This is a genomic window from Solidesulfovibrio sp. DCME (assembly GCF_049995385.1).
Classification (GTDB): domain Bacteria; phylum Desulfobacterota; class Desulfovibrionia; order Desulfovibrionales; family Desulfovibrionaceae; genus Solidesulfovibrio.
In genome coordinates, this window is sequence record NZ_CP188261.1 from 3366614 (window position 1) to 3380804 (window position 14191).

Here is a 14191-nt window from a genome sequence, read left to right on the forward strand (position 1 = left end):
TGACTGCCATTGAAGTCTCGGAAATCCCATGCAGGCTAACCTCACCTCCATCAGGACCGTCCGAAATGGCCATATCGAGTTGGTCCAGGCCAGTGACCTCCGGAATCGTGTGAAAGCCGCAGGGCACGTGCTGATCGACCTGGGCACTGGGGATGCGAGCTTTCCTTACCGGGAAGCAAAGAGCAAACCAGATACCCTTTGCATCGGCGTGGACCCGGCGGCGGAAAACATGCTGAAGATTTCCTCGCGCATTGGCCGCAAACCCAGCCGCGGTGGCGTGGACAACCTTTTGCTCCTCGTCGCCAGCGTGGAGAATCTGCCTCCAGTACTCAACGGAATTGCCACTCGGGTGACGATACTGTTCCCTTGGAGTGGCCTTATGCGCTCTCTGGTGGCCCCTGATCGGACAGTGCTCGAAGCAGTGCGCGCCCTGCTCATACCGAACGGGTTCATCGAGGCGTTGTTGAACTTGCAGGTGTTTAGCGACCAGGAGTACAGGCAGCGCCACGACCTCCCGGAGTTCGACCCATTTCACGCCCGCAATCCCCTGGCTGACGAATATGCCAAGGCAAGGCTGCGCATCAGCGATTGGGAAATCGTCGAACCGGGCCAGATGACGATGCGCACGACCTGGGGGCAGCATCTTACCCGGGGCAGCGGCCGGCTGACGTTGCGGGTCGTGGCCCATAACATGCCGATGCCCGACGAGGGGCTTTCCCGCCCCGGTAGTGCCGCCGGGGGGGATTTTCCGGAAACGGCCTGTGATTCCCCTGCTTAATGTCCTGGCAAGGGGGTACCGCTGTCCGGGCTGGTGAACAGGTTCTCTCTTGAACGTCCTTTCCTATGGAGAAACCGCGATGAGCACTCCTGGTACGTTGACACTCCTGGGCGGTCTCCCGGTGCGTTCGCCCACCGCCTCGTGGCCGCTGTGGCCGCAGGGTACGCCCGCGACGCTCAACGCATTGCAGCGAGTGGCGCAGGGCGGGAGATGGACGAACAGCGGCCCGTACCAGGGCAACCCACTGTTCGAGCGCGATTTTGCCCGGGCCTTTGCCAAGTACTGCGAGGTCCCCTACTGTGTGCCCACCGACCATGGCACCAGCGCCCTGGTGGCTGCACTCGAGGGCCTGGACGTGGGCGCGGGCGATGAGGTGATAGTGCCTGCGCTTACCTGGATCGCGACCGCCACCGCGGTTACCGCGGTTAACGCCGTGCCTGTGGTCGTGGATGTTGACCCCGACACGTTGGGGATGAGCGCCGAAGCCGCCCGTGGCGCACTGACATCCCGCACGGCTGCGCTGCTTCCCGTTCACCTTTACTGTGGCATGGCCGACATGGACGCATTGCTGGCTGTAGCCGAGAAGGCCGGCATTCCCTTGCTGGAGGACTGCTCGCACGTCCATGGCGCGCGTTGGAAAGGCCGCCCTGCGGGCAGTCTCGGCAGCCTTGGCGCCTTCAGCATGCAGCAGAGTAAAGTGCTCACGAGCGGAGAGGGCGGCGCGGTGGTCACCAAAGATCCTTCTCTTGCCCATCGGGTGGAACAGTTGCGCGCCGACGGTCGGGTATGGAGCGATGCGTTGCTGGACCACTACGACATGGAGTTGGTCCTGTGCGGCGAGGTCCAAGGGAGTAATTATTGCCTCTCAGAGTTTCACGCGGCAGTACTGCTTGCGCAATTGGCCGACCTCGACGCCCAGCATGCCCGGCGCATGGAGAATGCCGCCGTGCTGGATGCGCTGCTGGCCGAGATTCCCGGGGTAAGTGCACTGGGCTGCTCGCCCGACGTCACCCACCGCGTCTACTATTGCTATGTACTGCACATCTCGCCGGACCACTTCGCCCATCGGCCCATAGCGGCCGTTGGCCGCGCCATTGCCGCGGAGCTCGGCATCCCGGTGTTCCCGACCTACCCCCCGCTCACCGAGGTGGGCTCCTACCGGCCGCGCTCCAAACGGCGCTTCCACATTTCATCCGACCATCTCGCAGCGCTAGAAACACATCGTCACAGCGTTCCGGTGGCGCATCACGCCCATGCCGAGCATCTCTGCATACCGCATCAGTTTCTGTTGGGGGATACGCTCGACATGCACGATATCGCCAACGCCGTAGAGAAGGTAAGCCGCTTGGCCTCGACAATACCGGCGGAGTCCGGGCCATGAGCGGGTATTGGCATCCCATGCCGTCTTGGGCGGCGAGGTTGCCCCGTATGGGAGACGACGTCAGTTCGGTCGCGGCTGTCCCCTGCCTGCGGCCGATGGCCTGCGATCGGCTTGCTCTGAGCACGGCCTTGGCAACCGACGAACTCATGGCCTTCACTGCCTTCGCCCGCGGTTGCGCCCTCTCCGGCGCCCGAGTCATCGAGGTGGGCGGGGCCGTGCCTCCCGAGGTGGTGCGCCTGGCGGGGCCGGCAAGCTGGACAGCCGTTGATCCCCTGGTGAATCCGGCTGCTGCCGGCGACGGTTACGTTCCTGTGCCGTTTGACTTCAATCGCTGCGGCTTGCCCAATGCCTCGGCCGATCTCGTATTCTCCTGCAACGCGTTCCACCACATGTCCCCTCTGGACGACGTGCTCGGTACCATTCGGCGCATTCTGGTTCCCGGCGGGGTGGCGTGGCTGCATTTTGGCCCCATCTGGTCCGGACCCGACGGCCACCACCTCGATGTGACATGGCGAGGAGGGCATTACACGTTTTGGGGCCGGCATCTCCTCCCCCACCACGCCCATCTGGCGCTTGAACCAGAGGAGCTCGGCGCGCTGCTGGTGACGCGCCTTGAGTTCGGCCTAGTCCAGGCCGTGGTGCACCAAGTCTATGCCGATCCGCGGCTGAACCGGGTGGGATTCGAGGGCTACCTGGAGGCCTTCGCCCGGTCTGGACTGACGCTTTGCCGCTTGGAAACCAGCCGCGAGGTGGACTACGCGCTCGATATTCCCAACTATGACGGACTCGCAGAGTCCCGACGGCTCATAGCCGATCGCGTGGCCAAGCTCGGAGCGAAGCGTGATCTCAACCTACGCGAGGTGCTTGCGGTACTTCGCCGGCCGGGGCAGTGAGATGCCCGCCGCCTCGCGCGATTTTGTGCCCACCCGCCCGCTGCGAGTGCTGCGGCTCACGCCCTATTTCTTTTTTGAGCAGCCGCCGAATGGCCACTGGGACCTCCGAGTCGAGCCCGTTGGGGGAATGCAGGTGCAGGTAACGGAGCAGACCCGTGCCCTGGCCGAAAGGGGGATTGGCCAACTGCTTCTTGCTCTTGGGCATCCCGGGGTGCCCCGGGACTTGGAAATCCTGCCCGGTGCACGCCTGATAACGGTCCGGCTGCCGCATCCGGCCCCCCGTTCCGAGTCGAAGGGCATGGTGGGGCTGCTGGCCAATTGGGCCTTGGGCTCGCTGTTGTGGGCGTTGCGTGCCAACCTCCAGGGCAAGGCGCGGCAGTTCGACGTGGTGCATTGCCACTGCAGCGAACTGGTCTGGACCTTTCTCGCAGCGCCGCTGGTGGCGCGGCTGCTCGACCTGCCGCTTGTGCTCACGGTGCATTGCAGCGCCCTGTTCACCGCTCACCCCGGCACATGGATTGAGGCCCTAGGGCATCCCATAGCCCAACGTGCTGAGCGCCGCGCCCTCGCCGCCGCGGACCGGGTGCTCGTGCTCACTCCGCGCATGGCCCGGAACTATGTGGAGCACAGGCTTGTGCACACAGATCGGATCGAGGTCGTGCCGGACTGTGTCAACCCCGCCACGTTCACGCGGCCCGTTTCCGATGAGATAGCCGCTTGGCGCGAAAAGGCCGGCGTCCCTCCCGGACGGCGGATTCTGGCCTACGTGGGCAGGGTTGCTCCCGAGAAGGGCTGGATCATTCTGGTGAATGCCGTGGCACGCATGGACGCCTCGGACCTGCACGTCGTGGTCTGTGGCGACGGCCACCAGTTGAACGACTTCAAGCGCAAAGTCCGGGAGCGGGGCCTCTCCGGGCGGTTCACATTCACTGGCTTCGTGCCGCGCCGCGTGGTCAGGCTCGTGCTCGGCGCAGCCGCGGCCATGGTGCTCCCCTCACTGCACGAAGAACTGGGGGGCACGCTGCTGGAGGCCATCGCCGTGGGAACCCCGGTGGTGGCCTCAGCGGTAGGCGGCATCCCCGACGTGGTGACGGACGGCGTCGAGGGCCTGTTGGTGCCGCCTGGTGACCCGGAGGCGCTGGCCCGGGCCCTTGCCCGGGTCCTGGCGCAACCCTGGAACATGCGGGCGGCACTCGATCCTGCCTTTTCCAGCGAGGCGGTGGCCGAAAGGCTTGATCGTGTCTACGGCGCTGTCTGCGCAATGAACGCGGCGCGCCGCTGCGTCTCCTTGGCTGCAGCCCCGAATGTTTCCTCCCCGGGAGAGCGATGATGGCCCATCTGCCCAGGATTGTGGAACTGGAAACGGACTCACGGTGCAACCGGAGATGTCCCTATTGTCCCAACTCCCTTTTTGAGCGTGAGCAAAGCCGGCTGAGCGAGGAAGTCGTGGCCCGAATTTTTGATGAACTGGCGTTGCTGCGGTTCCACGGACGGCTCTCCTTCCATTTCTACAACGAGCCCTTGCTCGACAACCGAATCCCCAGCTTTGTGTCCCAGGCGCGCTTACTCCTGCCTGACGCGCGCATCGTGCTCTATACCAACGGAGACCTTTTGAATGCGGACACGGCCTGCGACCTCGTGCAGCGGGGCTGCGACCAGCTTTTGGTGACAGCGCATGCCGGCTCGACGCACGACGCATCCTGGCTCGACCTGCTCGCTCCGGCCGTGCGCTGGCGCATCTTCTACCAGTCCTACGCCAACCCGGACATAGTCTGGACCAACAGGGGAGGGCTTTTGCCCCATATCGAACGTGTCGACGAGCCGTTGTGCAGGCCGTGCGCTATCCCGGACACAGCCCTGGTGGTTGCTGCCTCCGGCAACATTGTGCTGTGCTACGAGGACTACGCGGAGACCCAGGTGATGGGCTCTGTACTCGACCAGGCGTTGTCTGATATCTGGCAAAGCGAGGCCTATTCACGGCACCGCGGCCGCCTGCGGGCCGGGGACCGGACCGGGGCGGGCATCTGCCGGCGTTGCAACAATGTCGAAATGGAGACAACGGTCGATGTTTCGTAAACCAATAACCGCGGCGGCCGGCTGCGAATGTTCGGCGCAGCAGCCATGAGCACGATTAGAACCAGCAGGGTAGCCATGTGTGCCGGGGACGACCGCAGCAACAACGTGCGCGCCGCCCTGGAGCACTTGGGGGACGTTCCCTTGCAGGGTGTCGAGCGGGTCCTGGTCAAACCGAATTTCGTCTCGCTCCACAGGCCCCTGTCGGCGACACACCCCGACGCGGTGGATGCGCTGCTGGCCTGGCTGCGTGACCGTTTCACCGGGGAGGTCCAGCTCATCGAAGGCGGGGCCGGGCACCCGCGCCTGGCCGGGTTTCAGGCGTACGGGTACGTCGAGCTCGCTAAACGCTACGGGGCCAGCCTGGAGGAGATCGGCGAAGGCCGGCCCCGTGCCCTGGCTGTTTACGATCGCCGGATGCGGGCGCAGCAGGTCTTCGCCGACGAACGGATGGTGGACAGCGTCTTTACTGTTTCCATCACACCGCCCAAGATGCATGACACGGTCATCTACACGGCTTCGCTTAAAAATCTGATCATGGGCTCGCTCCTGGCGGGGAACGTGTGCGTTGCGCGACAGGTCCGCCGCCGCCTCCGCCAAGCCGCCTGCGTCGCCTGGGACAGCACGTGGCCCCTGTTCATCGCCTCCCTGCCCGACCGCCTAAAAAACACACGATTTTTCTGCAATCTCGACTTCGCCCTGATCCAGATGTTCCGCGAGACCGACAGCCGACTGGCCATGCACCAGAGCTTTGCGGTGATGCACCTGAACCTCTGCCTGCTCGCCCGGTGCCTGCGCCCGCACCTTTCGGTGCTCGACGCCTTCGAGGTCATGGAGGGCAACGGCCCCATCGACGGCAACCCAGCGCGCATGCGGACCGCGTTGGCGAGCACCGACTGTCTGGCGGCCGACGCCTGCGGGGCCCGGCTCATGGGCGTCGATCCAGGCGAGGTCGGCTACCTGCGGCACTGCGCTCGCTTGGGGTTGGGGCGCATCGCCGCCGAGGAGATCGAGCTGGTGGGAACGGAGGCGTTGCCTGTCCCCGAGCGGTCGCTTCGCCGTCACTGCACCTACGACCAGCAACTGCGCTGGCGGGACCCCCGGGTCGAGGCTATTCTGGCAGGCGTGGGCGACGGGCAGGGGACGTGATGGCGCGCAGCTATTGTTGCGATGGCCCCGCGCTTTGGTCGGGCACCCCCTGGCGGCGGCGCCTCTTTCTCGGCCTGACGACATGGTGTAACGCCCGGTGCGAACACTGCGCCACGGATTCGTCGCCCGCCGCGACCGCGCGCATGGGCTGGGATGATGCACTGCACATTCTGGAGCAGGCAGCTGCCCTGGGTTTTGAGCTGGCGGTCCTCAGCGGCGGCGAGGTCATGGGCCGGTTCGATGAGGTTCTCGCCCTGGTGCGCCAGGGTGCGCGGCTGGGACTGCGGGTATGGATCGAAAGCAACGGCTTTTGGGGCGGCGTTGCGGATCAGGCCCGCGCCGCCGCGCACAGGCTGCGGGACGCCGGCCTGGAACAGCTCGTGTTCAGCACCGATGCCTACCACCTCCCCGATGTTCCGCTGGAGTCATTCCTGCGCGCAGTCGACGCCGCAGAGGCGGTCGGGCTTGGATATCATGTGGACATGACCGAAAGTCACCTGACCGAGGCCCATAATGAGCTCCTGGCCCAGTTGCGGGAGGCCGGGATCGAGCCTTACATCTGGGTTCTCTCGCCGCTCGGCCGGGCGCGGGACCTGCCCGACCGGGCGTTCCGTTCCCGGCCCCTCGCCTCCTGCGGCGAATGCGATGGACTGTGCTTTGCATTCGACCCCTGGGCACGGGCGTGGTGCTGCTGCAATTTCCGTCAACATGGCCAGGAGTCCCGGCTTAGCCTAGGCTCCTTGCGCGGGCAAACGTTCACCTCCCTGGCCCATGCTTACCGGACCAGCCACGACGTGGCGCTTATAGCGGCCGGCGCTCTTCGCCATGCGCCCCCGGATAGCGCAATGGCCCGTGGCGGCCCCTGCGAGGTGTGCCAAAGGATGCTCGGCGACCCTGGCCTAACCGATGAGTGGCGCAAGCGTTGCGCCAGCGACCGACGAAGCGCCGCCAGCGAGGAATGGGACCGTGATTGACGCCTTGCTCATCAACCCACCACTGTACGATACTACCCTGTTCGGCAAGCTGTGTATCGAGCCTGCCCACGCCCCCCCCTTGGGCATCTCCTACCTTGCGGCCTGCCTGGAGCGAGACGGCTTTGAGGTGGTGGCCCACGACGCATATTACGACAGCTGGCCTGAGGTAGAGCGCCTGCTCGCCGCGACCCCTGCTCGGCTTGTGGGTGTGAGTTGCCTCACTGACCAGCGCGCCTCGTCCTTTCGGCTGGTCCGACTGGCTCACCGCATCCAGCCCGGAGCGGTCATGGCCGCAGGTGGAATCCATGCCACCCTGTGCGGCCGGCAGATGCTGTTGGACCACCCCGAACTGGACCTGGTGGTGCTCGGCGAGGCCGAGAATACGCTGGGAACGCTGCTGCGAAACCTCGACGACCGCAGTACATGGGCCGCTGTACCCGGCATTGGCTTTCGCCGGCCGGACACCGGGGCGGCGCACATCGCCCCGCGGGTATTCACTGGCGACCTGGACGGGCTTCCCTTCCCCGCGTACCGCCACTTCGCGCACCGCCGCTATGTGCGCCCCCTATGGCTGAGTGGGTTGACCACCCTGGGCAAGGATGCGACCACCCTGCGCTACGCCAACGTCCTGTCAAGCCGCGGCTGCACCCACCATTGCCTGTTCTGCGCCTCGCCCGCATCGTTAGGGCGGCGCTGGACCTCGCGCACCCCGTTGCTGGTCGTGGACGAATTGGCTTTCCTAACCCAGACCCTCGGCTACGAATACATTGCCTTTTCTGACGAGGTGTTCACCGAAAATCCGGCGTGGACCATGGAGATTTGCGCGGAAATATGCCGCCGCGGCATGGAGTTCGCCTGGGAATGCCAAGCGCGGGCCAATGCGGTGACCCCCGAACTGCTGGCCGCCATGCGCCGGGCAGGGTGCCTGATGGTGGCCTTCGGTATCGAATCGTTTTCCGACCGCATCCTCCGGGAGATTCGCAAGGACGTGACCCAAGAGCAGGCCATTCGCGCCATCGGCTGGTGCCAAGAGGCGGGCATTGCGCCCAACGTGCTGCTCATGGTGGGCAACCCCGGCGAAAGTGACAAAACCGTGGGGGAGACGCGCCGGTGGCTCGAACGGTTGCAGCCGCACGCAGTAAGCCCGGACATCGCCACCATCTTCCCGGGGACGGGTCTCTTCGCCCGCGCCATTCGGACGGGCGGCATCACCCCCGAGTTCTGGTCCACGGACATGCCAGCCCCGTACTACACGGTGGAGCACCCCTTCGAGCGCTTGTACGGTTGGTACCGAGAACTGCTCGACTGCAACCGCGACCCCGGATGGTTCGAGCACCTCGTCGAAAACCCCACTCCTTGTGAAGCCGATGCGTAACACGTGCCTTGGCCCCCCGCCGCCGCCCACCGAGGTCACCTTCGCCGTCACCTCGGCCTGCAACCTGCGCTGCCGCATGTGCGGGCAATACGGCGACGCCGCCGGGCCGCCCCCGCCCCGGGTCGAACTCTCCCTGAACGACGTGCGCAGGGTGGTGGACGAGGTGACCGCGGCCACGTCGGGCGCCGGGTTCTTCTTCTGGGGAGGCGAGCCCATGCTCTGGCCCCACCTCACCGCCGCATGTCGCCATGCCCGGGACCGGGGCGCATACGTGGACATCAACACCAACGGTACGCGCCTCGCCCGCCTGGCCGCGGAGGTGGCGGAGGCTGAACCCGACGCCATCTACCTGTCCCTCGACGGCTGCGACCAGGCGAGCTGTGATGCGATCCGCGGACGCGGCACGTTCGGCAAGGCCATGGCCGGTGCCGCGGCGCTGCTCAAAGCCCGGGGGGCCGGGGCGCGCCCCAGGCTCCACGTGGTCTGCACGGTACTAGCCAGCAACCACGCGCTGCTGGCCAAGATGGCCCCACTTGCCCGAGATATGGGAGTAGACGGGCTGGTCGTGCAGTTTCCCGTCTACGTCACGCCCGCATGGGGGGGCCAAGCGGAAGACGCGTACGAGCGCCTCTTTGGCGTCCGCCTCCGTTCGTGGCGATTCTTCAATCACCCGCACTTGCGTAACGAGCTCGACACCTCCGTGCTCGTCGAACAACTGACCGCCTTGGAAGCAGATAGTGCCGGCTTCGAATTGTTGGTCACCCCCTATGGCTATCCCCCGCGCAAGCTCGGCGATTATTTCAACGATGGCGCGTGGCGAAACCACACCAGACATGCCCGCTGCTCCAAGATACACTTTCGCGTGAACATCATGCCCGATGGTTCGGTTTCCCCCTGCGGCGACTTCACCGAGTTTGTTTGCGGCAATATCAAGCAGGACGCGCTGTTAAGCATCTGGCAGGGCGAACGGTACCAGCGTTTCCGCGAGGTGATTGGCTGCGGAATTCTCCCCAACTGCTACAGGTGTTGCGAACTGTTCGATGGCCGGGAGCGCGACTTGGCGCCTGCCCCTGTTGCCTCTCAATCTCCAACCAAGTGAGTTTGTACCCCATGAGCGCTCATCCCGACCTGACGTTGGTGTCTATGCCGTATGCGGCGGTCTCTCGCCGCGAAGCATTGTCGCCAGCCCTGCCTCTGGGAGTGCTCAAGTCCTGGCTTGCGCAGCACGGTTACCGAACCTCGGCCGTCCACGCCCACCTCGATTTCCTCTATCAACTCGAAGGCTGCGACCAACGTGACTTCATATTTGACAATTTCAAGATTCCTGTGGTCCACGCCTATGGCATCGACATCCTGTTCATGTCGCTCACGGCGGGCATGGCGGACAGTGAGGCCTCCTTTGTACGCCTGGTGGATCTGCTTTATACAACGCGATCGCGCCAGTGCCACATCGGAAAGCGGCAGTTTCACAAGACCATCGTGTCGGTACGGGATTGGCTGTCGGCGTTTGTGGAACGCACCTTGTCGCGGCTGGACATAAACAACTGCCAGGTTTTCGGCATGAGCTGCATCCACGGCCAGCTGTTTGCGGCCGTTGAGCTCTGCAGGCGACTGAAGGCCCTACGGCCTGACTGCATGGTGGTCTTCGGCGGCATTGATTGCCAGAACAAGACGGCTGGCATGTTGCTCGAGCAATATCCTTTTATCGACTACGTGGCCACGGAGGAAGGGGAGTTGCCGCTCCTGAGCCTGCTTGGGACAACGGGTCGAGGCGAGTCCATTGCGGGCTTGGCCTTTCGCCGCAAGGACGGGGCCATAGAGTCGCCGCCTCCAGGGCCTTTCGTCGACCTTGCGGTGCTTCCCCTTCCCGATTTCAGTGAATTTTTCGCCGCAGTGCGCGCCGAGGACCTCTCCGAGGTTTCGATACCAGTCTATGCCTCACGGGGCTGCCCGTGGAACCGGTGCTCCTTTTGCAACCTTCCCGTTGACCGGCGCCCCGGATACCGCGCCAAGCCGGCGGAACAATTCGCGGAGGAACTCGCTGCCATGGCAGCTGGTCATCCCGAGTGCCTGGAGTACGTGCTTGTGGACGACGACATCACCGTAGGCCGCAGCTTCTATGAAACCGTGGCCGACCGAGTCGCGGACTTGGGTCTGCTCCTGTCGGGGCATGGCCGCGCCGATAGGCTTGACCGCGCCATGGCCGAGGCTATGCGGCGGGCCGGTTTCTATGGTATCGAGGTTGGGATCGAGGCCCTGGCTGACGAAATCCTCGATCGCATCGACAAAGGTTGCGGCGTTGCGGACAACTTGAAGGCCCTCAAGCTCCTGCGCGAGATCGGCATCGAGTCCTGGTCAAACATCATACCGTTTTTCCCGGGCGAAACCATAGAGGATGTCGAAGAGACATTACGCACCATCGACCGGGCCCGCCATCTGTTTTACGGTTCGCACCTGACCCTGTCGCGCTTTGCGCTTTACCCACGGACTCCCATATGGAACGACCCGGAGCGGTACGGCATCACCGGCATCCGTCTCGAAGCCTGCGAGCAGATCCCCAAGCATGTGCACGCCGACGGGGCGTTGTTCACGCTGCACGCGTTCGACCAGGACACGAGGGCGACCGAAGACCTATGGGCCCGGATTGCCGAGCGGCTGATCCGATACGAGGAGACCTTCCACCCCTGTTTCTACCGCCAAGTGGGGTCGGTCGTGGTGGTCTACGATTATCGGGAGGAGGGAACACAGCGAACACTCCGACTCGACGGCTTAGCAGCCCAGGTGTTCCTTGTCTGCGCCGATCGCCCGCACACGGTGGAGCAGGCGGCTCGTGCTCTGGGCGACGCAGGCGCTGTCGCCGTCGCGCTCACGGACCTCAAGGCCCGCGGTGTGATGTACGAGAGCCGGGGGCGTTGGCTGGCCTTGCCCACGCGGGTTACACCAGCCATTGAACGATTCCTTGCAGAACGCATCGAGATGGATGCCGGCCTTGTCGATGTTCGCCAGGCGGCCGGACACGCATCACAAGGCCTACCGGGGAGGCGGGGGCTCGTCGTCATAGATCTCCAAATGGCGATGATGAACGACCACAACCAACACCTGCCCGCCCGCATACGCCAGCATATCGAAGAACACGGCGAGGCGTACCACACCGTGGCCTTCACGGTCTTTCGCAACCGCTCGGACAGCCTCTTCGCGAGGTGGCATGGCTACGCTGGTTGCTTTGGACCGCCCGACACCGACCTCGCACCCGACCTTGCTTCCCTGGCGGGTCCTGAAAACACCTTCCCAAAGGCAGGATTCAGCGCCTTTCAAAACGAGGACTTCGAGCGTCTACTGCGACAAGAACGGATTACTGATGTGGATCTCGTGGGCATGGATACGGACGCCTGCATCATCGCGACGGCGTTTGACGCGTTTGCGCTGGGGATTCGCCCGCGCGTAATCCCCGAGCTGTGTGCAAGCTCGGCAGGTCCCGCCGCGCACCGGGCCGGTCTTGACATCTTCTTGCGCCACGTGATGCCCGTTTCTGAACAAGCACCATGAACGGAACGTGGGAGTTGTGCCCTTTCGGAGTCGCCCCTGGCGAACGCCTGGCCGTCTGGGAATTGACTCGGGCCTGTCCCTACCGTTGCGCGCATTGCCTGGTGGACGGTGGTGAGGGAAATCCGTACATTGAAAACCCTGCGGACACGGCGCGCATGCTGGAAGACATCGGGGTGCGCGAAGTTGTCCTGAGCGGCGGAGAGCCCCTGTTGTATCCTCAGGCCGAAGAGGTCATCGACCTTCTGGTCCGGGCCGGCTCCAGAGTGAGCATCTGCACCACCGCGACGTTAGTGGATGCGCAACGCGCTATCCGGCTGCGAGGGAAGGGGCTGGAATCGGCCATATTGAGCCTAGACGGCGCCACCGCCGCCGCGCATGAATCGATCCGGCATGGCCCGCCTTCGTATGCGCCAATGCTCACTGGATGCAGGGCGTTGATCGCCGCTGGCATACCCGTGGACCTGACACTGACTCTGGGCAGCCACAACGCGGGCGAGGTGGATCTGGTTGCCGATTTGGCGGACCGTCTTGGCGCGCGATCCCTGGCCGTCGTTCCGTTGTTGCCGCTCGGGCGGGCGTCTCGCGACGTGGACCTGACGCCGGGAGACGCGGCATGCCGGCTCGCCGCGGAAGCTGCCGTGCGAGCCTCAGGCCGACTGGGCATGAGCATCCAGAGAGTACGGCTGCCCCATCCCACCGACAGCGGCCCGCCCGAGGCCCAGTGTCCGGCTTCCGACTTGGTGACGCTGACCGCAAATGGCATGGTAGGCACATGTCCCTGGCTCACCGCGGCTGGCGAGGGCGTCTGCGCCGACGACAACGTCGGGCTCCCGTCGCGGTATTCCCAGGCGCTGGCCGCGGCGCGGGCAATCGCCGCCGGCCGCCCTCCCGGGCTGGGGTGCCCCTTGGCCGCGTTTCAGGCCGGGCGGGGAATTTCGGGTAGGGATCCGCTGTTTGATTCCGGCTTGCCCGCAGGAGATGAATCATGAAACCGCAGGACCAAACCGAGCCGGACAAAGCTGGCTGCCGTTTGCCCTCGACGCCGGAACCCACCGAGGTGGAAATCGAGCTCACCAATATCTGCAACGCCTCCTGTTCCATGTGCCCGCGCGGGGCGCTCACGGAGCACAGAGGCATGATGAGCGAGGCCACGTTCACGCGGGTGGTGGAGTCCTACGCCGGGGTTCGACCTGGACTGGCAATCAATCGGATAACCGGGGGCGGTGATTGGCCCTTGTTCACTTTCGCGGGCCTGGGCGAGCCGACGCTCCATCCCCACTTGGCCCGGTTTGCGGCGTTGGCCACGAGCGCCGGGTTTGCGGTCGTGCTGTTCACCAATGGCTCCCGCCTGGACGAACGCAAGTCGGCAGCGCTTATCCAGGCTGGGGTCCGCACCTTTTATGTGAGTTTCTGGGGGATCGAGGCTAACGAATACGCCGCAGCCATGAGCCTGGACTACCACGCGACGTTGCGCAACGTGGAAACATTGCGCCGGCTTTGTGAGCAGGGATCCGCTGAGTTGGTGGTGACCTGGATTCAGGCGCCCCAGGTCGCCAGCACGCCGAATCAGGTCGCCCGCTTTTGGCGCGAGCGAGGGATAGAGGTCGATATGAGCGAGTTTTCCCCGTGGAACCGAGGCGGGCATTTGTCCGTACCGGAACTGGGGGGGGTGTTCGCCGGTTATGAACCCGTCGACACCCGCGTCCAGATCTGGTGCGACCAATTGGCGTTCACGGACACGGTGACCTGGGAAGGGAACGTGGTGCTTTGCTCGCAAGACTACTTCAAGCGCAGCCACGTCCTGGGCACGGCTGGCAACGACCCCTGCGGGCTATGGCGAGCCAAAGGCCGGCTCCTTGCAGCGAGGCCGATCCCGGCGCTCTGCCAGGCCTGTCGCAAGCCCAGCCGAAACTATGCGTTTGGCAGTGAACCTTGGGACCGGGTACTCGACGAGACCGAACGCGCCCGGTATGATTACGAATTGCGAGACATCGTTTCCCCATCCCGGGACCGTTGAGCGGC

At 64.6% G+C, this 14191-nt stretch carries 12 protein-coding genes; all 12 read left to right on the top strand.

Features of this window, described 5'->3' with window-relative positions; translation table 11 throughout:
* Nucleotides 1-28 precede the first annotated feature (28 nt).
* The 12 genes from ACP59X_RS14920 to ACP59X_RS14975 are packed head-to-tail and all read left to right on the top strand — an operon-like array spanning nt 29 to nt 14186.
* Nucleotides 29-778 carry a class I SAM-dependent methyltransferase gene (locus ACP59X_RS14920; RefSeq protein ID WP_428559749.1) on the top strand — a complete coding sequence of 250 codons (750 nt, stop codon included), beginning with the start codon at nt 29-31 and terminating at the stop codon, nt 776-778.
* Nucleotides 779-827: 49 nt separating this feature from the next.
* A complete protein-coding gene (locus tag ACP59X_RS14925) occupies nt 828-2159 on the top strand; it encodes a DegT/DnrJ/EryC1/StrS aminotransferase family protein (RefSeq protein WP_428559751.1) in 1332 nt (443 codons plus the stop codon).
* A 47-nt stretch (nt 2160-2206) separates the two neighbouring features.
* On the top strand, nt 2207-3052 hold the full coding sequence (locus tag ACP59X_RS14930; protein ID WP_428559754.1) for a methyltransferase domain-containing protein: 846 nt from the start codon (nt 2207-2209) through the stop codon (nt 3050-3052).
* Nucleotides 3000-4382 carry a glycosyltransferase family 4 protein gene (locus ACP59X_RS14935; protein ID WP_428559756.1) on the top strand — a complete coding sequence of 461 codons (1383 nt, stop codon included), beginning with the start codon at nt 3000-3002 and terminating at the stop codon, nt 4380-4382. The genes ACP59X_RS14930 and ACP59X_RS14935 overlap by 53 nt, the downstream gene beginning before the upstream one ends.
* Nucleotides 4379-5128 carry a radical SAM/SPASM domain-containing protein gene (locus tag ACP59X_RS14940; RefSeq protein ID WP_428559758.1) on the top strand — a complete coding sequence of 250 codons (750 nt, stop codon included), beginning with the start codon at nt 4379-4381 and terminating at the stop codon, nt 5126-5128. Before ACP59X_RS14935 ends, ACP59X_RS14940 begins: the two co-directional genes overlap by 4 nt.
* A 45-nt stretch (nt 5129-5173) precedes the next feature.
* Complete coding sequence (locus ACP59X_RS14945) at nt 5174-6274, top strand: DUF362 domain-containing protein (protein ID WP_428559760.1); 1101 nt, start codon at nt 5174-5176, stop codon at nt 6272-6274.
* A complete protein-coding gene (locus ACP59X_RS14950; protein ID WP_428559762.1) occupies nt 6274-7248 on the top strand; it encodes a radical SAM protein in 975 nt (324 codons plus the stop codon). Before ACP59X_RS14945 ends, ACP59X_RS14950 begins: the two co-directional genes overlap by 1 nt.
* On the top strand, nt 7241-8623 hold the full coding sequence (locus ACP59X_RS14955) for a B12-binding domain-containing radical SAM protein (protein ID WP_428559764.1): 1383 nt from the start codon (nt 7241-7243) through the stop codon (nt 8621-8623). Before ACP59X_RS14950 ends, ACP59X_RS14955 begins: the two co-directional genes overlap by 8 nt.
* The gene (locus ACP59X_RS14960) at nt 8616-9722 is read left to right on the top strand and encodes a radical SAM protein (RefSeq protein WP_428559766.1); all 1107 of its coding nucleotides are present in this window, start codon (nt 8616-8618) and stop codon (nt 9720-9722) included. Before ACP59X_RS14955 ends, ACP59X_RS14960 begins: the two co-directional genes overlap by 8 nt.
* 11 nt (nt 9723-9733) lie before the next feature.
* Nucleotides 9734-12169 (top strand): isochorismatase family protein, encoded by a 2436-nt coding sequence (locus ACP59X_RS14965; protein WP_428559768.1) that lies wholly within the window; start codon nt 9734-9736, stop codon nt 12167-12169.
* Nucleotides 12166-13158 carry a radical SAM protein gene (locus tag ACP59X_RS14970; protein ID WP_428559770.1) on the top strand — a complete coding sequence of 331 codons (993 nt, stop codon included), beginning with the start codon at nt 12166-12168 and terminating at the stop codon, nt 13156-13158. The genes ACP59X_RS14965 and ACP59X_RS14970 overlap by 4 nt, the downstream gene beginning before the upstream one ends.
* The gene (locus ACP59X_RS14975) at nt 13155-14186 is read left to right on the top strand and encodes a radical SAM/SPASM domain-containing protein (protein WP_428559773.1); all 1032 of its coding nucleotides are present in this window, start codon (nt 13155-13157) and stop codon (nt 14184-14186) included. The genes ACP59X_RS14970 and ACP59X_RS14975 overlap by 4 nt, the downstream gene beginning before the upstream one ends.
* Nucleotides 14187-14191 lie beyond the last annotated feature (5 nt).

Coding starts and splice junctions, on each gene's coding strand:
- ACP59X_RS14920 (WP_428559749.1), top strand. CDS start 29: ATGCAGGCTAACCTCACCTCCATCAGGACCGTCCGAAATGGCCATATC.
- ACP59X_RS14930 (WP_428559754.1), top strand. CDS start 2,207: ATGGGAGACGACGTCAGTTCGGTCGCGGCTGTCCCCTGCCTGCGGCCG.
- ACP59X_RS14940 (WP_428559758.1), top strand. CDS start 4,379: ATGATGGCCCATCTGCCCAGGATTGTGGAACTGGAAACGGACTCACGG.
- ACP59X_RS14945 (WP_428559760.1), top strand. CDS start 5,174: ATGAGCACGATTAGAACCAGCAGGGTAGCCATGTGTGCCGGGGACGAC.
- ACP59X_RS14950 (WP_428559762.1), top strand. CDS start 6,274: ATGGCGCGCAGCTATTGTTGCGATGGCCCCGCGCTTTGGTCGGGCACC.
- ACP59X_RS14960 (WP_428559766.1), top strand. CDS start 8,616: ATGCGTAACACGTGCCTTGGCCCCCCGCCGCCGCCCACCGAGGTCACC.
- ACP59X_RS14965 (WP_428559768.1), top strand. CDS start 9,734: ATGAGCGCTCATCCCGACCTGACGTTGGTGTCTATGCCGTATGCGGCG.
- ACP59X_RS14970 (WP_428559770.1), top strand. CDS start 12,166: ATGAACGGAACGTGGGAGTTGTGCCCTTTCGGAGTCGCCCCTGGCGAA.
- ACP59X_RS14975 (WP_428559773.1), top strand. CDS start 13,155: ATGAAACCGCAGGACCAAACCGAGCCGGACAAAGCTGGCTGCCGTTTG.